Source organism: Streptomyces sp. NPDC127106, assembly GCF_042677605.1.
Lineage (GTDB): Bacteria > Actinomycetota > Actinomycetes > Streptomycetales > Streptomycetaceae > Streptomyces.
In genome coordinates this window covers 1-24,715 of record NZ_JBHXTC010000040.1, presented here as the reverse complement: position 1 = coordinate 24,715, position 24,715 = coordinate 1, and the positions used below count along the sequence as shown (strand labels likewise).

Here is a 24,715-nt window from a genome sequence, read left to right as displayed (position 1 = left end):
CCGCGCCCCACCCCCGGCCCCCCCCCCACCCCCCGCGCCCCCCCCCCCCGGGGGGGGGGCGCGCCCCCCCGGCTTGTTCTCCCGTCCGCGCGCAGGCGGACGTGTCGCGTCCGGCCGTCAGGCGGACTTGCGGCTGTCCCGCGGATGCACGGCGATGTTCATGGCACCGGAGCGCAGGACCGCCAGCCTCTCGGCCAGCACCTCCTCCAGCTCCTCGCGGGTACGCCGCTCCATGAGCATGTCCCAGTGCGTTCGCGCGGGCTTGCCCTTCTTCTCCTCGGGCCCGTCCCCGTCGACCAGGAGTGCCATGGCGCCGCACGCCTTGCACTCCCACTCCGGCGGAATCTCTGCCTCAACCGAGAACGGCATCTCGAATCGATGTCCGTTCTGGCATGCGTACTCCACCGCCTGGCGCGGGGCCAGATCGATGCCGCGGTCCGTCTCGTAGCTGGTAACCACGAGCCGCGTACCGCGGAGAGCTCGCTCACTCATGAATCGTGCCTCCCGGGCTTGTCGCCCACAGGACAGGTGTCGCTGTCGTCGTCATCCGGTCAACGTCCGGTCGGCGGTATAGATTCCCGCTCCGGGTGATGCGTCGCCCGTCGTGCCGCCCCTTGTTGTACCCACCAATGCCCGTTTTGTCACATCTGGCAGCAGATGTCACCCAACGTCTTCACTTCTTCAGTGCGCAGTAACGGTCCGCCTGGCAGGCCAAAGGCGTACACTACCGGCCGTTTGCTGCGACGTCGAAATCCGTTCGGAAATCGCATGGAAATCCGGCCTCCGACCGCCTGGCGGACGGGCCCCGGCCGTGTCCTGATCACGGCCGGGCCCGCCGTCAGATCCGCTCCGGAACAGGATTGCCCGCCGCCTCCACCGCGCGGCGCACCGGCACCCGCGCCAGCAGCACGAAACCCAGTGCGAAGAAGACCACCAGCGAGATGATCGCGTCCCGGTAGCTGCCCGTGACCTGGTACGTCAGACCGAACACCAGTGGCCCGATCCAGCTCAGCCCGCGGTCGCTCATCTCGTACGCTGAGAAGTACTCCGCTTCCTTGCCCGCCGGCACCAGGTGCGAGAACAGCGACCGGGACAGCGCCTGGCTGCCGCCCAGCACCAACCCGATCATCGCCGCGAGTGCGAAGAACCACACCGGGGTCCGCGCCGGCAGGAAGTAGCCGACCCCCAGCGTCAGCGCCCACGCCGCCAGCGAACCCAGGATCGTGCGCTTGGCGCCGTACCGCAGCGCCAGCCGTCCCATCGCCAGGGCACCCCCCACCGCCAGCACCTGCACCAGCAGCACCGCGGCGATCAGCGTGGACTGCTCCAGCTCCAGCTCTTCCGCGCCGTAGACCGAGGCCTGCGAGATCACCGTCTGGACGCCGTCGTTGTAGATCAGGTACGCCAGCAGGAAGGACAGGGTCAGCGGATAGCGCCGCATGTCCTTCAGCGTCGCGACGAGCTGCTTCCAGCCGCTGAGCGCCGGGGCCGCCCCCGGCTCGGGCACGACCGCCCGGTCCCGGAGCCGGCGCAGCGGGATCAGCGCGAACGCCCCCCACCACAGGCCCGCCGAGGCGAGGCAGATCCGCACCGCCATGCCCTCGGAGAGCCCGAAGGAGTCGTGGCCCAGGTAGAGCGCGAGGTTCACCACGAGCATCACGGAGCCCGCGGTGTAGCCGAAGGCCCAGCCCCGCGAGGAGACGGTGTCCCGCTCGTCCGGGGTGGAGATCTGCGGCAGGTAGGCGTTGTAGAGCACCATCGACACCGACAGCGCGGCGTTCGCGACGACCAACAGCAGACCGCCCAGCAGGTAGCGGTCGCCCTCCAGGAAGAACATGCCCGTGGTGGCCGCGGCACCCACGTACGCCGCCACCGCCAGCAGCGGCTTCTTCCGGCCCGTCCGGTCCGCGAGCGCCCCCACCAGCGGCATGAGCAGCACCGCCAGGATCACCGACGCCGACACCGTGTACGCGAAGTACGAACCGGCCCGCACCGGGATCCCCAGCGGGTGCACGAACCCCTCGGCGTCCGCGGCCGCCTTCGCCACGGAGGTCAGGTACGGCCCCAGGAACAGGGTCAGCACGCTCGCCGAGTACACCGACACGGCGAAGTCGTAGAAGTACCAGCCCTGCTGTTCGCGCTTGCGCGACGCGGCCGTGGCCGCCGTCGCCGCCGTAGCGGCCGGTCTACCGTCCTCGGAACCGGTCCCCGCCCCGTCTGTCGTCTGCGCACTCATGAGTGCCCCCTTGCTGGTCCCCGTGACGCGCGGCCTCCCGGCACCCGCGCGGCGGCCGCAGCCCTGTCAGGCCCAGGCCCCGCGCCGGTCCAGTACCGTGCGCAAGATGTCGATCCGGTCGGTCATGATGCCATCGACCCCCAGGTCGAGGAGAGCCTCCATACGTTCCGGTTCGTTCACGGTCCACACGTGGACCTGCAGGCCCCGCTCGTGCGCGGCCCGGACGAACCTCCGGTCGACCACCCGGATCCCGCTCTGCGTCTCGGGCACCTGCGCCGCCACCGCGCCGGCCCGCAGTGCAGCCGGGATCGCGAACGAGCGCAGCCGCAGCCCGAGGACCCCGCGCACCCCGTACGAGGTCGCCAGCCGAGGCCCGGCGATCTTGTGGGCCCGTGCCACCCGACTCTCCGAGAACGAGCCCACGCACACCCGGTCCCACACCCGGGCCCGCGCGATCAGGTTGACCAGCGGGTGCAGCGCCGACTCGGCCTTGATGTCGACGTTCCAGCGGGCGTCGGGGAACTCCTCCAGCAGCTCCTCGAACAACGGGAGCGGCTCACTGCCGCCCACCCGGACCTGCCGCAGGTCCTTCCAGGACCGCTCCGAGATGCGGCCGCTACCGTCGGTGACCCGGTCCAGCGTCGCGTCGTGGAAGGCGACCAGCTTGCCGTCCGCCGTGGCGTGCACATCGGTCTCGAAGTACCGGTAGCCGGCCTCGGCGGCCCCCCGGAAGGCGGTGGCGGTGTTCTCCAGCCCGTCCGCGGCCCCGCCCCGGTGGGCGAAGGGGATCGGAGCGGGATGGTCCAGATAGGGATGGCGAAGGCTTGCGTGCGTCACTGCCGCAGTATGCCCCCTCCTCGCGGCGGGCCGGCAGCCGTGCCGTGGAGCCGTGGTGAACGCCGGGGCAGCTCCCGGCTTCGGGGCCGCCCTGGCCGGGGGAAACAGGCGGGCGGGCTCCGGGCACGGCTCCGGGATACCCCGCCCTGGCCCGGGCCGCCCGCCCGTGGCACCCTGAGGCTGCACGGGCAATCCAATCCGGGGCGCATCCCGCACCCGGAGGGGCCAATCCGAGGAAGGTGGACCGGATCCAATGGCGGAGTGGACCTCGGCAGTGGGGGCCGCGCAGCTCGCGCGGCTCATCACCTCCCAGCAGCAGCGGCCCGGCACCCCCGGCACGCGCAAGCCGCCCGCGTACCGCTCCCTGGCCGACGGCATCCGCCTGCTCGTCCTCGAAGGACGCGTTCCGGTCGCGGCCCGGCTGCCCGCGGAGCGCGAGCTCGCCGTCTCCCTCTCCGTCTCCCGCACCACCGTCGCCGCCGCGTACGAGGCCCTGCGCGGCGAGGGGTTCCTCGAATCCCGCCGCGGCGCCGGCAGCTGGACCGCCGTACCCGCCGGCAACCCGCTGCCCGCCCGCGGCCTGGAGCCGCTGCCGCCCGAGTCCCTCGGCTCGATGATCGACCTCGGCTGCGCCGCGCTCCCGGCCCCCGAGCCCTGGCTCACCAAGGCCGTGCAGGGTGCCCTGGAGGAACTGCCCCCGTACGCGCACACCCACGGCGACTACCCGGCCGGACTGCCCGCCCTGCGGCGGATGCTCGCCGACCGGTACACCGAGCGGGGCATTCCCACCATGCCCGAGCAGATCATGGTCACCACCGGCGCCATGGGCGCCATGGACGCCATCTGCAGCCTCTTCGCGGGCCGCGGCGAGCGGGTCGCGGTCGAGTCCCCCTCCTACGCCAACATCCTCCAGCTCATGCGCGCCGCGGGCCTGCGACTCGTACCGGTCGCCATGGCCGACGGACTGTCCGGCTGGGACCTGGCCGTGTGGCGGCAGGTGCTGCGCGACGCCGCCCCCCGCCTCGCCTACGTCGTCGCCGACTTCCACAACCCGACCGGCGCCCTGGCCTCCGCGGAACAGCGCCGCGCCATGGTGGAGGCCGCGCGCTCCGCCGGCACCGTGCTCGTCGTCGACGAGACCATGGCCGAGCTCCGCCTCGACCCCGGCCTCGACACGCCCCGGCCCGTCTGCTCCTTCGACCCGGCCGGGTCCACCGTGATCACCGTCGGGTCCGCCAGCAAGGCCTTCTGGGCCGGCCTGCGGATCGGCTGGGTCCGCGCCGCCCCCGACGTCATCCGCAGCCTCGTCGCCGCCCGCGCGTACGCCGACCTCGGCACACCGGTGCTGGAGCAGCTCGCCCTGAACTGGCTCATGCGGACCGGCGGCTGGCAGGAGGCCGTGCAGCTCCGCCGCGAGCAGGCTCGGGAGAACCGGGACGCGCTGGTCGCCGCCGTACGCCGGGAGCTGCCCGACTGGGAGTTCGAGGTCCCGCAGGGCGGGCTGACCCTGTGGGCCCGGGCCGGCGGGCTGTCCGGCTCGCGGCTGGCCGAGGTGGGCGAGCGGGTCGGCGTACGGGTCCCCTCGGGCCCGCGGTTCGGCGTGGACGGCGCCTTCGAGGGCTACGTCCGTCTGCCCTTCACGGTCGGCGGACCCGTGGCCGACGAGGCGGCGGCCCGGCTCGCGGCGGCCGCCCGCCTGGTCAGCACGGGCGCTGGCGGCAGCGGCGCGGAGCCCCCGCGCACCTTCGTGGCCTGAGCGGACTCCCCGAGGCCGCCCGGCGCCCCGCCTCAGGGAGCCTCCGCCGGGACCTCCGGGATCCGCTCCGCGGCGTCGGCCTCCGGCCCCTGTTCCTGCCCCTGCCCCTGCGCCTGCGCCGGGGGCTGGACGCGGAGCGACGCGGCAGGGGAGGCCCGGCCGCCCGGGGCGCCGCCGCCCTGGGCCGTCTGCGGCCGGTCCGGCAGCAGCTCCAGCACGGCCTGCCGGTGCGCCGGGTCGGCGTCCTCGTCGTACGGGTCCGGGGCCGCGGGCACCTGCAGGCGGTGCACCGGCCCGGAGCCGAGCCGGGCGTACCCGCGGCCCGGCGGCACCTGCGGGGTCGGGGTGGTGTGCGGCGGCAGCCCCAGCACGTCGCCGACCTGCACGACCGAGGCGGGGCCGAGCACGATCCGGGCCCGCGTGTGCTGCCAGACCGCGTCGCCCAGCAGCTCCAGGTGGTCGAACTGCTCGGCCACCACCACCGTGACGTGCGCGGCGCGGCCGTGCCGCAGCGGCACCTGGAGCCGGACGAACGGATCGGGAGCCCCCTCGGCCGCCGCGACGTGGGCCAGCACGCCGGGCCGGTCCAGCAGGATCCACAGTGGACGCCGGACGTCCTCCTGCACGGGACGCCCGGCCTCGCGGGCCCGGTGCGTGGCGACGAGGCGGCGCTCGGTCTCGTGGGCGGCCCACTCCAGCGCGGCCAGCGCCCCGGCCGGCCCGCACTCCACGGCCGGCACGCCGCGGCGGCCCGACAGGCAGGCGAACTCGCCGCTGCCGCCGCCCTCCACGACGAGGACGTCGCCCCCGTGCCGCAGCGCCTGCAGGGCGATCGAGCGCAGCAGGGTGGAGGTACCGCTGCCGGGGTGGCCGACGGCCAGCAGATGCGGTTCGGCGGACCGCGGCCCGGTGCGCCAGATCACCGGCGGCACGTCGTGCTGTGCGCCGTCCTCCACCACGGGCAGGGTGCGCTGCACGCCGTCCGCGTCGGTGAAGCCCAGCACGGTCTCGCCGGGCGAGGTGACGAACGGCTGGACGGGCACCCCCGTCGGCAGGGGCTCCAGGACCCGCAGGTCCAGCTGGTTGCCCTCCTCGTCCCAGTCGAAGAGGTACTCCCGGCCGCGCCCCGACTTCGCGTGCAGCAGGGACTCGATCCGGGCCCGGGAGCCGGGCTCGCCGTCCGTGAAGTACGCCGGGTAGCGGATCCGGAGCCGGGTGATCCGGCCTGCCGCGTCGAAGTCGTACCCGCTGAAGGCCCGCTGCCACTCCCCGCCGTGCGCGAAGAGCGGACTGGGGTCGTCCGGGGTGGAGAAGTACGGCACGAGCGCCTCGTACAGGGAGCCGAGGCGCTCGAGCTCGGCGGCGCCGGGCCCGGTCTTGACCGGGGCGCGCCCGCGTCCCTGCCAGGCCGCCGCCGCCATCAGGGCGGCGAGGGCGAGCGCGGGCCCGTACGGGACGAGCGCGAGGACCAGGACGACGGCCGTGCCCAGGAACAGGGCGGGACCGCGCCTGTCCTTGGGGGTGGCGGCCCATCTGCGCCGTGCGGCCGAGGCCAGGACGCGCAGGCCGCGCCCGATGACCAGGAGCGGATGGAGGACGTCCGTGGCACTGTCGGCGGCCGTTCGGGCGAGCTCGCGTCCCCGGGCGGGCGACAGGGTGCGGCTGCCGAGGAGGCGGGGGAGTGGGCGCCGGGCCACGGGCGTCTCCTGGAGTTGCGGTGGGACGGGGACGGCTAGAGCTTGATCCCGCCGAGGAGGCTCGCGAGGCTCGCCGTACTCGCCGTGATGCTGGGGGCGATGGCGGAACCGGCGAGGAAGAAGCCGAACAGCGCGCAGACGAAGGCGTGGCTGAGCTTCATCCCGTCCTTCTTGAAGAAGAGGAACGCGATGATGCCGAGCAGGACGACGCCCGAAATGGAGAGGATCATGAGAGTTTCTCCTGGTGGGTGGGGACAGTCACCATCAGTTGTCCCTAGCTCACAGGAAGTATCAATGCGATAAAAGGTGCGTACGGGTGAATTTCCGGTTCTTTCACTTGGCCGGCTCAGCCCGAGCGGCCTGCCGGCTCCCTGCGGGGGCGCCGGTGCCGGTCGGACGGTGCCCGTGAGGGTGCCCGTGCCGTGGACAGGGACCCCGTCCGTGCAGGTCGGGGCGCTACCCTGGCGATTCACCCGAATGGACGCGCACGAGTGGAAGGCGGAACGCGACCGATGAGCGAGCACCAGCCCACCGACAGGGGCTCCCAGGACGCCCCCGACGCGGACGTCATCGAGCTGGCCAGCAAGGTCTTCGACCTCGCACGCCAGGGCGAGACCGCCATGCTCGCGGCCTACCTCGACGCCGGCGTCCCGGCCAACCTCACCAACGACCGCGGCGACACCCTCGTCATGCTGGCCGCCTACCACGGCCACGCCGACACCGTCACCGCGCTGCTCCAGCGCGGCGCCGAGCCCGACCGCGCCAACGACCGCGGCCAGACCCCGCTCGCCGGAGCCGTCTTCAAGGGCGAGGAGGCCGTCATCCGCGCCCTCCTGGCCGCCGGCGCCGACCCGCACGCGGGGACCCCCTCCGCCGTGGACACGGCGCGCATGTTCGCCAAGGCGGACCTTCTCGAACTCTTCGGAGCCAAGTAGTCCACTTTCGGCCGTGACCTGGCATGGTGTGACCCGGCACCGACCTCACGGCTTGGTCACGGCGGCCGTAAATGTGGTCGCGGCGCACAAACCGGCTGGGTCATCATGGCGTCGGATTCGATTCGCGAGCACGGCGGACGGGCAGGAGGGGGCAGGACACGACGACCGTGTTCCGGCCCACCCCCTGCGGAACCCCCCCCGGCCGGCCCTGGTCGCGAAGCACCGACGAGAGTGAGAAGGCAATGGTCAACATCGAGCGGAACAAGACGACGGCGGACGTCCTCACATGCTGTTACGCGGCCCTGTGAATCCCGATTCCCGGTTGCGTCCCCAGCTTGATTTGAGGCCATTCCCATGTTCGAACCCGTCATAGCGCCAAGCGGCACCCTGCTCGGGCTCCTCCAGCGGGGCCGCGGCGACGGCACCCTGCACGCACTCGCGGCCCCTCGGGCCGAGGCCCTCCAGGCCCTCAACCAGTGCGTACTCCGTGATCCGCGCCAGGACTGGCAGGTCGAGAACCGCTCCTTGTACTACGCCCGCCTGTACCTGGACCTCGACGGTCCCCTGGGCGAGATCGAGAGCCACCTCTTCAGCGCCGACGACCTCGTCGACGACAGCGACCACCGGACCGGACTCGCCCTGTCCGTCCTGGGCCACCTGGCCTCGTACGGGCGCGACGACGCACTCATCCTGCTGCGCCGGTACGCCGCCTCCGGCGCCAACTGGGCCTGGGCCCTCGACGAGCTCGCCCTGCGCGACGACGACGAGGGACTGCTGTCCCTGGCCGCACCCGTGCTCGCCCGCTTCCCCGCCACGCAGGAGGGTGAGGCGCGGCTGGCCGCCGCCGTCCGGGACGCCTACGAGCCCCGCCCCTGGTGCCTGTGGGAGGAGACCGCCGAGTACGGTGCCCGCCTCGGCGCGGCACGCCGCCAGGGCTCCTTCGACCGCTGGCAGCGCCAGCTCACCCCCAACGGCCCCCGGCCCGGCTGGGGCGTCCAGGCCGTCTTCGAATGGGCCGCCGACGGGCTGCGCCGCGGCACCCCGCTGCACGTGCCCGCCGCGCGCTGTCTCGCCGCCGTGGCCTCCCCCGGGGACCGCGGCACCATCCTCGCCGCGGCCGCCGGCGCCGCCGGGGACGCCGCCCGCGCCACCGCCCTGCACCACCTCGTCCTCGCCGAGCCGGAGAACCCGGTCGTCCTGGACCTCATCGAAGCCGCCGCCGACGAACCCGCCGTCGCCGCTTACGAACGCATGACCGGCCCCGCCGCCCTCGACCGGGCCCGCAGCTGGATCCACCGCCCCGACGCCCTCGGCGAGGCCGCCGCCGCCCTCCTCGCCTCCCACGGCGAAGCCGAGGACGCGGGCCTGGTCCTCGGCGCCCTCCGCTCCACCGTCCGCGGCTCCGGCCCGGACTCCCTGCGCCTGTACACCCTGGTCGACGGCGCCGGCCGGCTCTCCATCGGCTGCGCGGCGCCCGTCCTGCGGCACGTCTACCGCGAGACGGCCTCCTCCCAGCTCCGCGGCCGAGCCGCCCGCGCCCTGGCGGGCACGGACCCCACCTTCGCGTCGGGCTTCGCGGTGGAGTGCCTGTGGGACTGCGAGGAGACCACCCGTGAGGTGGCGGCCCGCCACGCCGAGACCGCCGACGTCCGCGTCGCCCCGCGGCTCCGCCGCCTGGCATCCGATCCGGCGGAGGAGGAGGACGTACAGTCCGCCGTCCGCAGCCGCATCGCACCGGAGACGGCCTCGTAGCGGGACCCCGGTCCCGTGGCTCACGCCCATGGGCGGTGCCCGCCGCCTGACGCGCGGGGCACCGCCCATGGGCGTTCACGGGAGGGGGGAGGCCTCACTCACCCCGCCTGCCTCACGAACCGCACCGGAACCCCCGGGCGGGCCTGTGCGGCGGCGTCCAGCGCCGGGCCCGGCGGGACGACGCCGACCACCGGGTAGCCGCCCGTCACCGGGTGGTCCGCCAGGAACACCACCGGCAGGCCGTCCGGCGGCACCTGGACGGCGCCCAGCACCACGCCCTCGCTCGGCAGCTCCCCGGCCCGCGCGCGGACCAGCGGTGTCCCCGCCTCCGTGCGCAGCCCGATGCGGTTCGACGCGGGGGACACCCGGTACGCCGAATGCCAGAGCGCCGCGAGCGAAGCCGGCTCGAACCAGTCCGCCCGCGGACCCGAGCGGACCGGCAGCACCAGCTCCGCAGGAGCCCCCGGTGCCGGCAGCACGTCCGCGCCGCACACCGGATCCGGTCCGGCCGGCCCCACCGGCAGCACGGCCCCGCGCGACGGCACGGCCGGCCCCAGCCCCGACAGCAGGTCCGTCGAGCGACTGCCCAGGACCGGCGGCACGACGAAGCCGCCCCGCACGGCGACGTAGCTGCGCACCCCCGACTCCGCCCGGCCCACCTCCAGATCCGCCCCCGCCGGGACCAGGACCGGTGCCCCCCAGGCCACCGGGCGACCTGAGACGCGTACCGCGCACGGCGCGCCCGTGACCGCGACCGTCACCGCGGACGCGGCCCGCAGCCCCACGCCGTCCAACGTGGTCTCCAGGACGGCCGCGTCCCGCGGATTGCCCACCAGCCGGTTGGCCAGGGCGTAGGCGGCCGTGTCCAGCGCGCCCGACCGGGGCACGCCCAGGTGCGCGTACCCGGGCCGGCCCGGGTCCTGGACCGTGGTCAGGGCGCCGGGACGGACCACCTCCAGTGCCTTCGCGCCGCTCACCGGCCCACCTCCTCGAACCGCACCCGCACGCCCGGCGCGAACAGGGCCGCCGGCTCGCGGGACGGGTCCCACAGCACCGCGTCCGTGGTCCCGATCAGCTGCCAGCCGCCGGGGGAGGAGCGCGGGTACACACCGGCGTACTCGCCCGCCAGCGCCAGCGAACCCGCGGGCACCGCGGTGCGCGGTGTGGCCCGCCGGGGCAGGTGGAAGCGCTCCGGCAGCCCGGTCAGGTAGCCGAACCCGGGCGCGAACCCGCAGAACGCCACCCGGAAGACGATCGACCCGACGACCTCTGCGACCTGCTGCTCCCGCACCCGCCACAGCGCGGCCACCTCCGCCAGGTCCGGCCCGTCGTACCGCACCGGGACGCTGACCAGCGGCCCCTCCGCCTCCGCGAGCGGCGGCACCTCCCAGCGCACGATCCGGTCCGCCAGCGCCCGCGGCTCGCGCACTCCGTCCAACAGCACCGTCCGCGCGGCCGGGACGACGTCCCGCACGGGCCCCAGCCCGCCGGCGTCGCGCCGGCGCAGCACCTCGGCGTGGAGCGCGACCACCTCCGCCGCCGAGTCCAGCTCGACCAGCACCGCCTCGCCGCCCACGACCAGGGCCCTCACGCGAAGGCCTCCACGCGGACGCCCGCCGCGTCCAGGGCCTGCCGCACCCGACGCGCCAGCCCGGCCGCCCCCGGCGTGTCCCCGTGCAGGCACAGCGAGCGCGCCGGCACCGCGATCCGCGAGCCGTCCGCGGCCGTCACCGCGCCCTCGACGGCCAGGGCCACCGCCCGCGCGACCACCGCGTCCGGATCGTGCAGCACCGCCCCCGGCTCCCGGCGCGGCACCAGCGTCCCGGCGGGCGCGTACGCCCGGTCCGCGAAGGCCTCCGGGACGGGCGTGAGCCCGGCCGCCTCCGCCGCGCTCAGCAGCAGCGACCCGGGCAGTCCCAGCACCGGCAGGTCGCCGTCCGGGCCCGCCGCCGTACGGACGCCGGCGACGACCGCGGCCGCCTGACCTGCGTCGTGCACGGTCCGGTTGTACAGGGCTCCGTGCGGTTTCACGTACGACACCCGGGAGCCGGCCGCCCGCGCGAACACCTCCAGCGCCCCGATCTGGTAGGCCACCTCGTCCGCCAGCTCGTCGGGCGGCACGTCCATCGAGCGCCGCCCGAAACCCGCCAGATCGCGGTACGAGACCTGCGCACCGATCCGCACCCCCCGCTGTGCGGCCAGCTCGCACACCCGGCGCATGATGGACGGGTCCCCGGCATGGAAGCCGCACGCGACGTTCGCACTGGTCACGACGGACAGCAGGGCTTCGTCGTCGGTCAGCCTCCACCGCCCGAAACCCTCACCCAGGTCGGCATTGAGATCGATCAGAGGTGTGATCATGGAAGCCATGGCGTGAGCCTAGAGCAGTGCCGATCGGGTCGAACCATGCCGTTTGGGCTGTTGTCCCTATCAGCGCCTAATCTTTGTCCGTGACTCTCCTTGCCCCGGCGAAGACCCTTCCGTCCCCGGCGCCGGGCCCGGCCGCCGACGAGGGCCTGGCCCGGCGGCTGCGCGCGCTCGCCTGCACCGCCCCGCTCCACGACCTCGACGTACGCAAGGCCAACCTCGCCGGCGAGTACGGGATCTACGCGATGGCCGAAGTCGCCCTCGCGGCGATCGACCTGGTCACGCTCCACATGGACTTCGACACCGGAGCCGACCACGACCAGATAGTGGCCCGGCTGCTGCCGCGCGTCGCCGCCCAGGCCCCCGACCGGCCGACGGCCGAGCACGAGCGCGTGGCCCGCTGGGTCCTGGAGAACCTGATCAACGTCGGCAGCGTCGACCGCGGCTTCCGCGCGATCTACGGCACCTTCGGCCCCGACGGCGTCTACGTCCGCCGCGACTACGACTTCAAACTGCTCGAAGAAGTCCCCGGCTACGGCGGCGCCGTCTACCTGCGCACCACCGACGAGGCCGTCAACGTCCTCGTCGGCGCCCTCGACACCGACGTCACCAGCGCCCAGATCGCCGCCGAGGTCAAACTCGAGGTCCTCGTCAGCCGCGGCCGCCTCGCGGACGCCCAGCTCGCCGCCGAACAGGCCCGCTACCGCACCGTCCAGTACGCCGAGACCCTGCGCCGCACCCTGGAGGCGACCCGGCGCAACGTCCGCGCCGTCGACTGGCTGCAGTCCGTCCCCGACATGATCGAGGAGGCCCTCGACCACGTCGCCGACCGCTACCGGCACGAGAACGCCATCCTCACGAACATCCGCAAGGTCCGCGACGAGGCCGAGGAGCCGGAGAACAAGCGGCGCGCCGCCGAACTCGTCGACATCGTCAAGGACTGCATCCGCCGCCACACCCAGCTCCAGTCGCGGCTGCTCGAAGCTGGCCCGCTGTTCCGCGCCGAACAGGACCGGCAGGCCTTCGCCGCCCCCGCCCCGCGCTCCGGGATCGACCTGTACGGGCAGCTGGTCGCCCCCGTGCTGCCGCTCCCCGTCGCCGAGGCGACGCGCGTCACCGACGCCTTCTTCGCCGCCGGCACCGGGCTGCGCACCCCCGTCTCCGTACGGGTCGCCGACCTCGTCGACATCCTGCTCACCCCGCCCGTCGAACGGGAGCACCTCGGTGTCGAGATGCCCGAGCCGGACCTCATCGCCACCCCTGACGACAGCCGCTTCAGCGAGGAGCAGCTCGCCGCCGCGATGGAGCTGCTGGACCTGCCGCCCGACGCCCCGCGCCGCCTGTCCGGGCTGCTCGCCGAGGCCCGCCGCACCGACCCGGACCTGCCGTACCTGGTGGCCCTGCTCGCCGTCCACGCCGCGAGCCCGGCCGTCGGAACGGCGTACCGGCAGGGCGAGGAACGGCTCCTGTTCGCGGTGGACGACGGCACCGAGCTCGACGACCCCGAGTTCGGCGGCGCCGACCTGATCGTCGGCACCGCCCTGCTCGACGCGGCGGCGATGACCGCGGACCGCACGGAGGCCGCATGATCCCCCGCGCCGGCACCCCGCCCAGAGCCGGCACCCCGCCCCGCCCCGCCGCCAGGCACCACCCCGGGTACCACCCCGGTCACCACCCCCGGCCCCGCTCCGCCGACCCGGCCGCCCCGCGCGCCCGCACCAGCACCGCACACCACGAGAGGCAGTACCCGTGACCGACCACCACGCCGAGCACCCCGCGTGGAGCGAGGCCGACGCCCCGACGGCGCCGTCCGCCCCGGCCGGCTCACACCTGACGCCCGCCGACGCCGCGGACGCGGCCCGGCTCGTCGCCTTCGGACTCCAGCCCAAGCTGCTGCCCGCCCGCGACGCCGAATACGCCGAACTGCTGCGCCGCTACCGCGAGGACCCCGCCTTCGGCCGCCTCGCCGACGCCGTCGCCACCGGCCTCGGGCTCATCGTCCTGGAGGTGTCCCCGCGCGCCGGCATGGCCGTCGCCGCAGGCGAGGACTCCCTCTTCGCCGTCCGCATGGGCGACTACGCCCGCCGCACCACCGCCGACTCCGGCGACCGCTTCCTCCACGGCCTCGCCCACCTCGCCCTCGCCGCCCTCGCCTTCCCCCGCCCCGAGGACCTCGCCGACGACGGCTACATCGGCCGCGTCACCGTCAACGGTGTCGACGCCTTCGTCCGCCAGGCCTGCCACCGCCTGGAAGAGCGGGCCGAGGAGACCGGCGAGAACACCGACCCGGCCACCGACGCCCCCGGCCTGGAGGCCGCCTGGCGCGTCTACGCCCGCCGCAGCGCCACCGGCGCCACCAAGGACGCCCGCCGCCTCGCCGGCTCCACCACCGGCATCGTCGGCAAGGCCGCCGCCTTCCTCACCGACTCCGGGTTCCTCCAGCGCACCGGCGACGACGCCGGCGGCACCTACCGCACCACCCCCCGCTACCAGCTCCAGGTCCGCGACATGGCGGGCAGCGCGGCCATGGCCGAACTCCTGGAACTCGGCGTGGTCCCCGTCAGCGACGGCACCGCCAGCCTCCTGCCGCCGCCCGAGGGCGACGACCTGGAGCTCGCCCCCGACGCCGGGCTCCCCTTCCACGCCTGAGCCCGCGCTCGCCCGGCCCCGCGCCCCCCACCGAACGTCCCGTACCACCCACCAGACACCACGAGAGCCCGCCGCCATGTACGAGCTGTCCCGGATCCGCCTCTACTCCATCGGGCCCGCCGGCGCACGCTACGCCGACACCGTGCTCGACCTGCGCGGAGTCGGCGCCCCGGTGCCCCACCCGGCACCCACCCAGGCGGAGTTCTTCGAGGACGAGCCCGCCGGCCCGCCGCGCCGCCCCGCCCCCGCCGGCGTGCTCTTCCTGGAGAACGGCGGCGGCAAGTCCGTCCTGCTCAAGCTGATCTTCTCGGTGATGCTGCCCGGCCACCGCAACACCCTCGGCGGTGCCAGCTCCGGCGTACTGCGCAAGTTCCTGCTCGCCGACGACTGCGGCCACGTCGCCCTGGAATGGCAGCACACCCAGACCGGCGAATGCGTCGTCGTCGGCAAGGTCAGCGAATGGCGCGGCCGCCAGGTCTCCAACGACCCCCGCAAGTTCGCCGAAGCCTGGTACTCCTTCCGTCCCGGCCCCGGCCTCAGCCTCGACAACCTGCCCGTCGCCGAGTCCACCGCCGTCCGTCCGCCCGCCGAGGGTGCCTCCGGAGCCCAGGGCCGCCGCCGCACCATGAAGGGCTTCCGAGACGCCCTCACCGAGGCCGGCAAGGCGTACCCGCACCTCGAGGTCTACTTCGAGGAGATCCACGACCGCTGGAACGAGCACCTCACCGAACTCGGCCTCGACCCGGAACTCTTCCGCTACCAGCGCGAGATGAACGCCGACGAGGGCGAGGCCGCGGGCCTCTTCGCGGTCAAGAAGGACTCCGACTTCACCGACCTCCTGCTGCGCGCCGTCACCGACACCCGCGACACCGACGGCCTCGCCGACCTCGTCCACGGCTTCGGCAACAAGCTCGGTCGTCGCGCCGAGCTGATGGCCGAACGGGACTTCACCGCCGGCTCCGTGGACCTCCTCACCAAGATCGTCGAGGCTGCGGAGACCCGCTCCCGGCTCCGCGACGTCCATGCCGGAGCCGAACGCCGCACCCGCACCCTCGCCCGACGGCTGTCCGCGCGCGCCGCCGCCGAACGCGGCCGCGCCGCCGACCTCGCCCAGCGCGTCACCGGCGCCGCCCACGCCGTCACCGCCGCCGAGGCCTCCCGCGACCGCAGCGCCGCCATCGCCGCCGAACTCGCCTACCGGCACGCCTCGCTGGCCCTGACCGTCGCCGACAAGGCCGCCACCGCCCAGCGCCGCGAACTCCTCGACGCCCGCACCCTGCACGCCGCCTGGCAGGCCGCCGAGACCGTGCTGCGCCACCGCGCCGCCGCCGACCGCTCCGCCCGCGTCGCCGCCGCCATCCTGGAGGCCGAGCGGGACGCCGCCCCGGCCCTCGCCGCCCGTGCCTCGGCCGCCGCCGCCCTCGTACGGGCCCTGCACACCGCCGCCGAACAGGGCGAGGACGTCGCCAACGAGGAGGAGGAACGCTCCGCCGCCCTCCAGGCCGCCGGCGAGGCCGCCCACCGCGACGCCACCGCCGCCGCCACCGCCGCCCAGCGCGCCCGCAGCGAGGCCGAGCACCTGCGGGCCCGGCTCGCCGAGGTCCAGCAGGAGACCGCCGAGGCCGTCCGCGCCGGCTGGCTCGACGACTCCGCGCCCGACGCCGACCCGGCCCGCGCCGCCCTCGCCGCCAGCGACGCCGAGACCGTCGCCGTCGCCGCCTGGGACGAGGCCCGCGACGCCGCCCGCACCGCCGCCGACGCCGCCCGGGAGGCCGCCGCCGCGGAATCCCGCGCCGAACTCACCGCCGCCCGCGCCGCGGACGCCGCCGACGCCGCCGAGGCCGCCCACGCCGCCGAACAGCTCGTCGCCGCCTCCCTGGCCGACTCCCCCCGCCTCGCCGAACTCCTCGGCCTCCCGTCCGCCGCCCGACCCACCACCGTCCCCCGCCCGCGCGGCGCGGACGGCGGCCCGGCCGCCGCCGACCCCGACCCGGCCCACGACCCGGCCGTCGGCGGACTCTCCGCCGCCGACCTGGACCGGAACGCCGAGGACCTGCGCACCCTCCTCGGCGACGCCGTCGCCTCTGCCGAACGCCAACTCTTCGACCTGCGTACCGCCGCCGCCGACGACGCCCGCATCCTCGGCGCCCTCGGCGACGGCGGCCTCCTCCCGCCCGGCCCCGACGTGCTCGCCACCGTCGAATTCCTCGGCGAGCACGGCATCCCCGCCCTCCCCGGCTGGCGCTACCTCGCCCAGTCCGTCGACCCCGCCGACCACGCCGCCGTCCTCGCGGCCCGCCCCGAACTCGTCGACGGCGTCATCATCACCGACCCCGACACCCACTCCCGGGCCCGCGACGTCCTCGGCGGCGCCGCCCTGCTGCCCCGCTCCACCGTCGCCGTCGGCACGGCCGCGGCCCTCCTCGCCCCCGTCCCCCCGGCCGGCGCCGACCCGGCGGCCGGCGCCGCCGCCGGCATCTTCATCGTCCCGCCGAACCCGGCCATGCACGACGAGCACGCCGCCGACGAGGAACGCCAGGCCCTGCGCGCCCGTGCCACCGCCCGCGACACCGAGATCCGCGACCTCGCCGCCCGCCTCGCCGGCGACCGGGAACTCGCCGCCCGGCTCGCCTCCTGGCGCACCGGCTGCCCGCCCGGCCGCCTCACCGAACTCGCCGAGCAGGCCACGGCCGCCCGCACCTTCGCCGAGGAGACGGACGCCGAACTCGCCGAGGCCCGCACCGCCCGTGCCGAGGTTGAGGAGGCCGCCGCCGACGCCGCCCGCGTCCGCGACGAGCGGCAGGACGCCGCCCAGCGCGCACGCCGCGCCGCCGATGCCCTCGCCGGCCTCGCCTTCCGCCTGCGCGAGCGTGCCGGCTGGCAGGTCAAGGCCCGCGAGCTCGCCGACGAGGCCGCCGAGTGCGAGGCCCGCGCCGAGATCTGCCTCGACCGGGCCCGCGCAGCCGACGAGGACCGCCGCGCCGCCCAGCGCGCGGCCGACGACGCCCGCCGCACCGCCCGCGCCCTGCGCGCCGAACGCGCCGAGATCGCCGGCGCCCCCGAAACCCTCCCGGACGACGAGACCACCGACCAGGACGGCCACCGCCCCCTGCCCGACCTCCGCGAGGCCTACCGGGCCGCCTCCCAGCTCTACGAGAAGGTCGGCGTCGGCGCCGACCTGCGCGCCGAACAGGCCCGCGCCGAGAGCGACGAGAGCGCCGCCCTCGCCGAACTCGACCGGCTCACCAACAAGGTGCGCACCCGCGCCGCCCAGCTCCTCGAAGGCACCGACGGCGCCGACGGCCCCTCCCGCCAGGCGGCCGCCGCCCGCGCCGAAGCCCTCGTCCAGATGCTGGAGAGCCGCGCCTCCGCGGCCAGCGAGCAGCTCGGCCGGCTGCGCGGCGAGGCCGAACGCCATGCCCCGGCCGACGGCGAGGCCCACACCGACCTGCCCGAGGAGATGATCCCCGGGGACGTCGAACAGGCCCAGATCCTGCTGCGCACCGCCACCGCCCAGCTCGCCGCCCACACCGCCGCCGTGGAAGCCGCGCGCGCCGCCCACACCGACCTGCTGCGTGCCCACCGCGCTGCCGAGGACGGCGCCGGCGGCTTCGACGAGACCGCCGCCCTCCTGCGCGACCTGCTGCGCGACCACACCCCGCACGACGACGAGCAGGAGCCCGCCGCCCACCCCGGCACCCTGGAAGAGGCCCGCCAGTCCGCCGCCGAGACCCGCCGCTCCCTGCGTGCCGCGGCCGCCGACCTCTCCGCCGCCGAGGCCGCCGTGCGCGAGGCCAGCGACATCCTCGTCCGGCACGCCAACGCGAACCGCTACGAGCAGGTACGCACCCCGGCGCGCCAGCAGATCCGCGAACTGCCCGCCTCCGCCCTGCCCGATCACGCCGCGGCCTGGGCGGCCGCCTTCGCGCCCCGTCTGCGCGTCCTCACCGACGAACTCGCCCAGCTGGAACGCAACCGCGACAGCATCGTCGACCGGCTCCGCGGCCTCGTGGAGTCCGCCCTGGCCACGCTGCGCTCCGCCCAGCGGCTCTCCCACCTCCCCGACGGCCTCGGCGAATGGTCCGGCCAGGAGTTCCTGCGCATCCGCTTCGAGGAACCCGACCAGGCCACCCTCACGGAACGCCTGGGCGAGGTCATCGACGACGCCACCCGCTCCGCGGTCAAGAAGAACGCCGCCTTCGGCGAGGGCCGCCGCGACGGCATGTCCCTGCTGCTCCGCGGAGTCCAGGCAGCCCTGGAGCCCAAGGGCGTCGCGGTGGAGATCCTCAAGCCGGACGCCGTCCTGCGCGCCGAGCGCGTCCCCGTCGGCCAGATGGGCGACGTCTTCTCCGGCGGCCAGCTGCTGACCGCCGCGATCGCGCTCTACTGCACCATGGCGGCGTTGCGCAGCAACGACCGCGGCCGCGACAAGCACCGCCACGCGGGCACGTTGTTCCTCGACAACCCCATCGGCCGCGCCAACGCCACATACCTGCTGGAACTCCAGCGGGCCGTCTCCGACGCCCTCGGCGTCCAGCTGCTGTACACCACCGGCCTCTTCGACACGACGGCCCTCGCCGAGTTCCCGCTGGTCATCCGCCTGCGCAACGACGCGGACCTGCGGGCCGGACTGAAGTACATCAGCGTCGAGGAGCACCTGCGCCCCGGCCTGCCCCAGCCGTCCGCCGAGGGCGAGACGATCCACGGCGAGATCACGGCGACCCGCATGTTCCGCCGCACCGGCGCAGCCACCTGACCACCCGCGCCTCCGCGCGCGGGGCGGCCCGCCCCGCCCCCCCGCGGCATCGCCCCGGTCAGTCGGCCGGCCCGCCCGGGGCGGCCGGTACGGCCGGGCCCCGCCGCTCCCGCGGCCGGGCGCCGGATCAGCCCCGGCCGGTCGCCCCGTAGCGGGAGTCCGCCGCCGCGGACGGCCATGCGGACGCGGCCGGCGGCCTGCCCTTCCGCGGTATTCGCCCGGCCGACCGGGCCTCCCGCCGGGCCCGGCGCGCCTGCCGCCGCGAGCCCCGCGCCGTGCTGCTCGGTTCCGACACCACCCCGTACCGCTGGTTCCACATCTGCCGGGTGATCAGCACGTCCAGCACGGACCACGTCGCCACCACGGTCCCGGCTATCGACACGAGCGCCATCGGGAAGGCCAGCCAGGAGCCGGTCAGCGTGAGGAAGAAGGTGATCGTCGCCCCGGTCAGCGTGACGGCCACGATCAGCACCGCCCGCACCGCCGACTCCCGCACCGGATCGGGCAGCCGCCGCCGCCCGACCGGCTCCTCCTGCCACAGCGACGACCTCGGCCCGCCCGGGCCCACGCCCCCGGACGCCCCCGCGCCGGCACCCGACCCCGCTGCCGCGCCCGTGCCCTCGTAGATCCCCATGGCCCGCGCCTCCCCTCCGCACTGCCGGTCATGTCTACCCGGCCGGCCCCGGCCGAACGACCCCCGCCCGACGAATCCCCTCGAACAGGTAGACGTACGGCGACGCCGAGGGATTCCCGCATCGCGGTACTTTCCCCCGCTCCGCCGGACCCCCACCGGCCCCGCCGAACCAGCCGGAACGAAGAATTCCAGCCATCCGTCCCACGGGTGGGGCCGAGGCCCCACGAAGTGTCATCTGCCACATAACGGGCCGCACTTGACCGGAAGTATCGGACAACTCGTGACCTTCGCGAAGGCGTCCGGCCGAAAACGTCCGGACACGCCTTCGAAGCCGTGGCACTGCAGTAGTAGGCTCACGCCGTTTGAACGACGGAACACCAATCTCCTGCACGGGGGTTGAGCTGGGGGAGGCTGGGGAGGCCATGCGGCTTCGCGGGAAGTCCATCCGCCGGAAGATCGTGGCGCTGCTGCTCGTGCCGCTCGTCTCCCTCACCGCGCTCTGGAGCTTCTCCACCGTCGTCACCGGCCGCGAGGCCCTCCAACTCCTCGACGTCGCCTACGTCATCGACAAGGTCGGCTACCCCATCGAGGACGCCGTCCGCGTCCTGCAGAAGGAACGCCGCCAGACCCTCGTCGTCATCGGCGACCCCCGCGCCTCCGCCGCCACCGCCGAACTCACCAAACGGCGCGCCGCCACCGACGAGCTCGTCGACCGCATCAGCAAGAACGCCAAGGACCCCGAGGTCGCCGAGGAACTCGCACCTGCGGCCGCCCAGCGGCTCAGCTCCATCCTCGACGCCTTCCACGGCATCGGCGCCCTGCGCCGCTCCGTCGACCAGAACACCCTCGACCCCAACCAGGCGCTCGACCTCTACAGCCGCCTCGTCGACCCCTGCTACGACTTCCTCATGAACCTCCACGCCCTGGAGAACGTGGAGATGGACAAGCAGGGCCGCGCGCTCGTGGGCATCACCCGCGCCCGCGAGACGCTCTCCCGCGAAGACGCCGTCATCGCCGCCGCCCTCGCCGCCCGCAACGTCGGCGCCGCCGACCTCCGACACGTCTCGGACTTCGCCGCCAACCGCAACCTGCTCTACGACGTCAACCTCGCCATCCTCCCCGCCGCCGACCGGGAGGTCTTCGAGCAGTACTGGAAGGGCCCCCAGACCAAGCCGTTGCGCGACGCCGAGGAGCGGTTCCTCGCCGGCGGCGCCGGGAAGAACCCCCGCAGCCTCACCCCCGCCCAGTGGGACGAGGCCGCGAACAAGGTCCTCGACGACCTCGCCACCATGGGCACGGCCGCGGGCGACCGCTACCAAAAGCGCGTCGAGCCCGTCGCCGTGAGCGTCCTCCTCCAGGCGGCCGTCGCCGGCATCCTCGGCTTCCTGGCCCTCCTCGTCTCCGTGATCCTCTCCGTGCGCATCGGCCGCGACCTCGTCCGCGACCTGTCCCGGCTGCGCAAGGAGGCCCACGAGGTCTCCGGCGTCCGGCTGCCCGCCGTCATGCGCCGCCTCGCCGCCGGCGAACACGTCGACGTCGAGACCGAGGCTCCCCGCCTCGAGTACGAGAAGGACGAGGTCGGCCAGGTCGGCCAGGCCCTCAACACCCTTCAGCGCGCAGCCGTCGAAGCCGCCGTGAAGCAGGCCGAACTCCGCAAGGGCGTCTCCGAGGTCTTCGTCAACCTCGCCCGCCGCAACCAGGTTCTCCTGCACCGCCAGCTGACCCTGCTCGACACCATGGAACGGCGCACCGAGGACGCCGAGGAGCTCGCCGACCTCTTCCGGCTCGACCACATGACCACCCGCATGCGCCGCCACGCCGAGGGCCTCGTCATCCTCTCCGGCGCCGCCCCCTCCCGCCAGTGGCGCAAGCCCGTCCAGCTCATGGACGTCGTACGCGCCGCCGTCGCCGAGGTCGAGGACTACGAGCGCATCGAGGTACGCCGCCTGCCGCGTCTCGGCATCGCCGGACCGGCCGTCGCCGACGTCACGCACCTCATCGCCGAACTCCTCGAGAACGCCACCGTCTTCTCGCCCCCGCACACCGCCGTCCAGGTCCACGGCGAGCACGTAGCCAACGGCTTCACCCTGGAGATCCACGACCGCGGCCTCGGCATGAACCCCGAAGCCATGCTCGACGCGAACCTCCGGCTCGCCGAGACCCCCGAGTTCGAACTCTCCGACACCGACCGCCTCGGTCTGTTCGTCGTCAGCCGCCTCGCCCAGCGCCACAGCATCAAGGTGGTCCTCCAGCCCAGCCCGTACGGGGGCACCACCGCCGTGGTCTTCCTCCCCGCCGCCCTGCTCACCGACGCCCCCGACACCAACGGCAGCGGCCTCCGCATCGGCGACCGCCAGCACGGCAAGCCCGGCTCCGGCGGCAAGCGGCCCGCCCGCACCACCCCGACCGCGCTGCGGCACGGCCCCGCCGCGGGCCGGCCCCTGCGCTCCGGCGACAGCCGCCGCCCCGTCGAACTCGAAGCCCCCCTCGGCGCACTCGACCTCGACGGCATCGACGACCCCGCCCCCCTGGACGAGATGACCACCGGCCTCGGCGGACCCACCGGCGCCGGCGGCCGCCCCGCCATGGCCACCCTCGACGACGAGACCCCGCCCCAGGGCACCCCGCGCAGCGCCCTGCTGGGGCTGCGCCCCGCCGACCGGTCGCACCCCGACCGCAGGCCGGCCCGGGACCGCGAGCGCGACCGGGGGCGTGACCGCGAACGGGAGCCGCTGACGCCCACCGGCCCGGTCCGGCTGGACAGCCACCGCTCCGACGGGCTGCGCGGCTCCCGACCCGACGGTGCCCGGGGCCCCGGCCCCGTGCCGCTGCCGCGCCGCCGTCCCACCCCGACGCTCGTCGCCGAGCACGGCCGCCGCGTGGAGCCCCGCCCGGTCTCCGCGGCCCCGCAGCCCCCGCAGCCCGGGGGCCGGCCCGATTCGGCCCCCGGGCAGGCACCCGCTCCGTCAGGAGGCACCGGCGGGCTGCCCAAGCGCGTCCGCCAGGCCAGCCTGGCGCCCCAGCTGAGGAAGTCCGTGGGCGCGGCACCCACCGAAGCCGCCGCGGACCCGGTGGCCGACCGGGACGCCGAGGAAGTACGCACGCGCATGTCCGCACTCCAGCGAGGCTGGACGGCGGGCCGCCGACAACAGGCACAGCAGCAGTCCGAGGCCGGGACGGCCACCAGCGCCACCACCGGTCCCGGGCACCGGAGCGAGAACGAGAACGAGGGGGACGGTCGATGACCGCACCGCAGACCGGCAACGACACCCGGAGCCGCGGCTCCGGTCAGCTCAACTGGCTGCTCGACGAGCTCGTCGACCGGGTCGGCAGCATCCGCAAGGCAGTGATCCTCTCCGGGGACGGCCTGCCCACCGGCAGCTCCAAGGACCTGACGCGCGAGGACAGCGAGCACCTGGCCGCCGTGGCCTCCGGCTTCCACAGCCTGGCCAAGGGCGTCGGCCGCCACTTCGAATCCGGCGGCGTCCGCCAGACCGTCGTCGAACTGGACGAGGCCTTCCTCTTCGTCATGGCCGCCGGCGAAGGCAGCTGCCTGGCCGTGCTCTCGGACGCCGACTCCGACGTGGGGCAGGTCGCGTACGAGATGACCCTGATGGTCAAGCGGGTGGGCGACCACCTGTCGACCGCGCCGCGCTCCGGGCTGCCAGCCGGGGGGTGAAACGGACCGTATGAGCGATCCAGGCCAGGACCACCGGGACTACCGGGACCAGCCGAACCACGGGGGCCAAGGGGACCACGAGGGCCAAGAAAGCCACGGGGACTACGGGGACTACGGGGAGCACGGGGACCACCGGGCCTACGGGGGCTACGCGGCCCATGTGGATCCCGGCGCGGGCACCCCGCCGGACCCCGCCCACCCCCACTGGTTCGACGACGACGCAGGTCCCGTCGTCCGGCCGTACGCGATGACCCGTGGCCGGACCAGCCACGCCGGCCGCCACCGGCTCGACCTGATCGCGCTCGTCGTCGCCGAACCGGCGGCCGACGACCCGGTCTGGGAGATGAACCTGTCCCCGGAGCACGCCCACATCCTCGACCTGTGCCGCGAGCGGCCGCAGTCGGTCGCCGAGCTCGCGGCCGAACTCGACCTCGCGGTCGGCGTCGTACGGGTCCTGATCGGGGACCTGGCCGACGACGAACTGGTCCACGTGACCCGGCCGGTACCACCGGCCGAACTGCCCGACGAATCCATTCTGCGTGAGGTGATCGATGGCCTTCGGGCGCTCTAGCCGCACCGGTGCCATGCACGCCGTGTCCCCGGTCGAGCCGCTGACCCTGAAGATCCTCGTCGCGGGCGGCTTCGGGGTCGGCAAGACCACCATGGTCGGAGCCGTCAGCGAGATCAGACCGCTCCGCACCGAGGAGGACCTCTCCCAGCCCGGCATCGGCGTCGACGACACCGGGGGAGTGGAGAGCAAGAGCACCACCACCGTGGCCATGGACTTCGGACGCATCACCCTGCGCGAGGACCTGGTCCTGTACCTCTTCGGCACTCCCGGACAGGACCGCTTCTGGTTCCTCTGGGACGAACTGGCCCAGGGCGCCCTCGGAGCGGTGGTCCTGGCCGACACCCGCCGGCTCGCCGACTGCTTCGCGGCCGTCGACTACTTCGAACGCCGCGAGATCCCGTTCACGATCGCCGTCAACTGCTTCGACGGCGCCGAACGCCACCCCGTGGTGTCCGTGCGCGAAGCACTCGACCTCGACCCCGGGGTGCCGGTGCTGCTGTGCGACGCGCGCGACCGGGAATCCGTCAAGGACGTCCTCGTCGGGGTCGTGGAACACGCGATGTCCCTGGCCCGCGCCCGGCGCCGGAGCCTGCCCGCGGGCACCTGAGCACGGGGCCCGGGCGCGGCCGCCCCCCGCGCACGCAGGCGGGGGGGGGGGCCGCCGCCCCCCCCGGCAGCGGGCGGCGCGCCCCGCGCGCACGCGGGGGGTGGGGGGGCGCGGGGCCCGCGCCCCCCCGCGCGGCCCCGCGCCCCCCCCCCCCCACCACCGGGTAGCCGCCCGTCACCGGGTGGTCCGCCAGGAACACCACCGGCAGGCCGTCCGGCGGCACCTGGACGGCGCCCAGC

At 75.0% G+C, this 24,715-nt stretch carries 20 protein-coding genes and 1 pseudogene; 11 read left to right on the top strand and 10 right to left on the bottom strand.

Annotated elements, in window-relative coordinates:
- Positions 1-117: 117 nt before the first annotated feature.
- From ACFVGY_RS27320 to ACFVGY_RS27310, 3 genes are all read right to left on the bottom strand, one after another.
- Positions 118-492, bottom strand: a complete 375-nt coding sequence (locus tag ACFVGY_RS27320; RefSeq protein ID WP_007262928.1) for an RNA polymerase-binding protein RbpA — start codon at positions 490-492, stop codon at positions 118-120.
- 346 nt (positions 493-838) lie between these two features.
- Complete coding sequence (locus ACFVGY_RS27315; RefSeq protein WP_385681737.1) at positions 839-2,236, bottom strand: MFS transporter; 1,398 nt, start codon at positions 2,234-2,236, stop codon at positions 839-841.
- Positions 2,237-2,302: 66 nt separating this feature from the next.
- The gene (locus ACFVGY_RS27310; protein ID WP_385681735.1) at positions 2,303-3,073 is read right to left on the bottom strand and encodes a glycerophosphodiester phosphodiesterase; all 771 of its coding nucleotides are present in this window, start codon (positions 3,071-3,073) and stop codon (positions 2,303-2,305) included.
- 253 nt (positions 3,074-3,326) lie between these two features.
- On the opposite strand from ACFVGY_RS27310, the gene ACFVGY_RS27305 reads away from it, so the two are divergent.
- Complete coding sequence (locus ACFVGY_RS27305; RefSeq protein ID WP_385681733.1) at positions 3,327-4,829, top strand: PLP-dependent aminotransferase family protein; 1,503 nt, start codon at positions 3,327-3,329, stop codon at positions 4,827-4,829.
- A gap of 32 nt (positions 4,830-4,861) precedes the next feature.
- Here the strand turns inward: ACFVGY_RS27305 and ACFVGY_RS27300 are convergent, their stop codons facing one another.
- Both ACFVGY_RS27300 and ACFVGY_RS27295 read right to left on the bottom strand, forming a co-directional pair.
- A complete protein-coding gene (locus ACFVGY_RS27300; protein WP_385681731.1) occupies positions 4,862-6,526 on the bottom strand; it encodes a hypothetical protein in 1,665 nt (554 codons plus the stop codon).
- Between the two features lie 35 nt (positions 6,527-6,561).
- Positions 6,562-6,756 (bottom strand): hypothetical protein, encoded by a 195-nt coding sequence (locus ACFVGY_RS27295; RefSeq protein ID WP_030162614.1) that lies wholly within the window; start codon positions 6,754-6,756, stop codon positions 6,562-6,564.
- Positions 6,757-7,038: 282 nt separating this feature from the next.
- Here ACFVGY_RS27295 and ACFVGY_RS27290 point away from each other — a divergent pair, with 282 nt between their 5' ends.
- A complete protein-coding gene (locus ACFVGY_RS27290; RefSeq protein ID WP_385681729.1) occupies positions 7,039-7,461 on the top strand; it encodes an ankyrin repeat domain-containing protein in 423 nt (140 codons plus the stop codon).
- 354 nt (positions 7,462-7,815) lie between these two features.
- Positions 7,816-9,213, top strand: a complete 1,398-nt coding sequence (locus ACFVGY_RS27285; protein WP_385681727.1) for a HEAT repeat domain-containing protein — start codon at positions 7,816-7,818, stop codon at positions 9,211-9,213.
- A gap of 98 nt (positions 9,214-9,311) precedes the next feature.
- On the opposite strand, the gene ACFVGY_RS27280 is transcribed toward ACFVGY_RS27285, so the two are convergent.
- The 3 genes from ACFVGY_RS27280 to ACFVGY_RS27270 are packed head-to-tail and all read right to left on the bottom strand — an operon-like array spanning position 9,312 to position 11,562.
- The gene (locus tag ACFVGY_RS27280) at positions 9,312-10,190 is read right to left on the bottom strand and encodes a biotin-dependent carboxyltransferase family protein (RefSeq protein ID WP_385681726.1); all 879 of its coding nucleotides are present in this window, start codon (positions 10,188-10,190) and stop codon (positions 9,312-9,314) included.
- A complete protein-coding gene (locus ACFVGY_RS27275; RefSeq protein ID WP_385681724.1) occupies positions 10,187-10,804 on the bottom strand; it encodes an allophanate hydrolase subunit 1 in 618 nt (205 codons plus the stop codon). Before ACFVGY_RS27275 ends, ACFVGY_RS27280 begins: the two co-directional genes overlap by 4 nt.
- On the bottom strand, positions 10,801-11,562 hold the full coding sequence (locus tag ACFVGY_RS27270) for a LamB/YcsF family protein (protein ID WP_385681816.1): 762 nt from the start codon (positions 11,560-11,562) through the stop codon (positions 10,801-10,803). Before ACFVGY_RS27270 ends, ACFVGY_RS27275 begins: the two co-directional genes overlap by 4 nt.
- Before the next feature lie 101 nt (positions 11,563-11,663).
- Between ACFVGY_RS27270 and ACFVGY_RS27265 the strand changes: the two genes are divergently transcribed.
- The 4 genes from ACFVGY_RS27265 to ACFVGY_RS27250 all read left to right on the top strand — a co-directional run bounded on the left by ACFVGY_RS27265 (position 11,664) and on the right by ACFVGY_RS27250 (position 18,985).
- Positions 11,664-13,169 carry a hypothetical protein gene (locus ACFVGY_RS27265; protein ID WP_385681722.1) on the top strand — a complete coding sequence of 502 codons (1,506 nt, stop codon included), beginning with the start codon at positions 11,664-11,666 and terminating at the stop codon, positions 13,167-13,169.
- Positions 13,166-13,333 (top strand): hypothetical protein, encoded by a 168-nt coding sequence (locus ACFVGY_RS27260; protein WP_385681720.1) that lies wholly within the window; start codon positions 13,166-13,168, stop codon positions 13,331-13,333. The genes ACFVGY_RS27265 and ACFVGY_RS27260 overlap by 4 nt, the downstream gene beginning before the upstream one ends.
- Positions 13,330-14,229 (top strand): hypothetical protein, encoded by a 900-nt coding sequence (locus ACFVGY_RS27255; RefSeq protein ID WP_385681718.1) that lies wholly within the window; start codon positions 13,330-13,332, stop codon positions 14,227-14,229. The genes ACFVGY_RS27260 and ACFVGY_RS27255 overlap by 4 nt, the downstream gene beginning before the upstream one ends.
- A gap of 76 nt (positions 14,230-14,305) precedes the next feature.
- The gene (locus tag ACFVGY_RS27250) at positions 14,306-18,985 is read left to right on the top strand and encodes a hypothetical protein (RefSeq protein ID WP_385681716.1); all 4,680 of its coding nucleotides are present in this window, start codon (positions 14,306-14,308) and stop codon (positions 18,983-18,985) included.
- A gap of 127 nt (positions 18,986-19,112) precedes the next feature.
- Here the strand turns inward: ACFVGY_RS27250 and ACFVGY_RS27245 are convergent, their stop codons facing one another.
- The gene (locus tag ACFVGY_RS27245; protein WP_385681714.1) at positions 19,113-19,619 is read right to left on the bottom strand and encodes a hypothetical protein; all 507 of its coding nucleotides are present in this window, start codon (positions 19,617-19,619) and stop codon (positions 19,113-19,115) included.
- A gap of 422 nt (positions 19,620-20,041) precedes the next feature.
- Here ACFVGY_RS27245 and ACFVGY_RS27240 point away from each other — a divergent pair, with 422 nt between their 5' ends.
- From ACFVGY_RS27240 to ACFVGY_RS27225, 4 genes are all read left to right on the top strand, one after another.
- On the top strand, positions 20,042-22,864 hold the full coding sequence (locus tag ACFVGY_RS27240; RefSeq protein ID WP_385681712.1) for a nitrate- and nitrite sensing domain-containing protein: 2,823 nt from the start codon (positions 20,042-20,044) through the stop codon (positions 22,862-22,864).
- Positions 22,861-23,298: a roadblock/LC7 domain-containing protein gene (locus tag ACFVGY_RS27235; RefSeq protein WP_360640499.1), complete on the top strand. Its 438-nt coding sequence runs from the start codon at positions 22,861-22,863 to the stop codon at positions 23,296-23,298. The genes ACFVGY_RS27240 and ACFVGY_RS27235 overlap by 4 nt, the downstream gene beginning before the upstream one ends.
- Before the next feature lie 160 nt (positions 23,299-23,458).
- Positions 23,459-23,869, top strand: coding sequence for a DUF742 domain-containing protein (locus ACFVGY_RS27230; protein WP_385681814.1), 411 nt, complete (start codon positions 23,459-23,461; stop codon positions 23,867-23,869).
- On the top strand, positions 23,850-24,476 hold the full coding sequence (locus ACFVGY_RS27225; RefSeq protein ID WP_385681710.1) for an ATP/GTP-binding protein: 627 nt from the start codon (positions 23,850-23,852) through the stop codon (positions 24,474-24,476). Before ACFVGY_RS27230 ends, ACFVGY_RS27225 begins: the two co-directional genes overlap by 20 nt.
- Before the next feature lie 103 nt (positions 24,477-24,579).
- On the opposite strand, the pseudogene ACFVGY_RS27220 reads toward ACFVGY_RS27225, so the two are convergent.
- A pseudogene (locus ACFVGY_RS27220) lies at positions 24,580-24,715 on the bottom strand (allophanate hydrolase subunit 2 family protein); the annotation flags it as partial.

Excerpts from the sequence above, each read along its gene's own strand:
- ACFVGY_RS27290 (WP_385681729.1), top strand. The coding sequence starts at position 7,039 with ATGAGCGAGCACCAGCCCACCGACAGGGGCTCCCAGGACGCCCCCGAC.
- ACFVGY_RS27305 (WP_385681733.1), top strand. The coding sequence starts at position 3,327 with ATGGCGGAGTGGACCTCGGCAGTGGGGGCCGCGCAGCTCGCGCGGCTC.
- ACFVGY_RS27260 (WP_385681720.1), top strand. The coding sequence starts at position 13,166 with ATGATCCCCCGCGCCGGCACCCCGCCCAGAGCCGGCACCCCGCCCCGC.
- ACFVGY_RS27250 (WP_385681716.1), top strand. The coding sequence starts at position 14,306 with ATGTACGAGCTGTCCCGGATCCGCCTCTACTCCATCGGGCCCGCCGGC.
- ACFVGY_RS27285 (WP_385681727.1), top strand. The coding sequence starts at position 7,816 with ATGTTCGAACCCGTCATAGCGCCAAGCGGCACCCTGCTCGGGCTCCTC.
- ACFVGY_RS27320 (WP_007262928.1), bottom strand. The coding sequence starts at position 492 with ATGAGTGAGCGAGCTCTCCGCGGTACGCGGCTCGTGGTTACCAGCTAC.
- ACFVGY_RS27315 (WP_385681737.1), bottom strand. The coding sequence starts at position 2,236 with ATGAGTGCGCAGACGACAGACGGGGCGGGGACCGGTTCCGAGGACGGT.
- ACFVGY_RS27225 (WP_385681710.1), top strand. The coding sequence starts at position 23,850 with ATGGCCTTCGGGCGCTCTAGCCGCACCGGTGCCATGCACGCCGTGTCC.
- ACFVGY_RS27245 (WP_385681714.1), bottom strand. The coding sequence starts at position 19,619 with ATGGGGATCTACGAGGGCACGGGCGCGGCAGCGGGGTCGGGTGCCGGC.
- ACFVGY_RS27235 (WP_360640499.1), top strand. The coding sequence starts at position 22,861 with ATGACCGCACCGCAGACCGGCAACGACACCCGGAGCCGCGGCTCCGGT.
- ACFVGY_RS27240 (WP_385681712.1), top strand. The coding sequence starts at position 20,042 with ATGCGGCTTCGCGGGAAGTCCATCCGCCGGAAGATCGTGGCGCTGCTG.
- ACFVGY_RS27295 (WP_030162614.1), bottom strand. The coding sequence starts at position 6,756 with ATGATCCTCTCCATTTCGGGCGTCGTCCTGCTCGGCATCATCGCGTTC.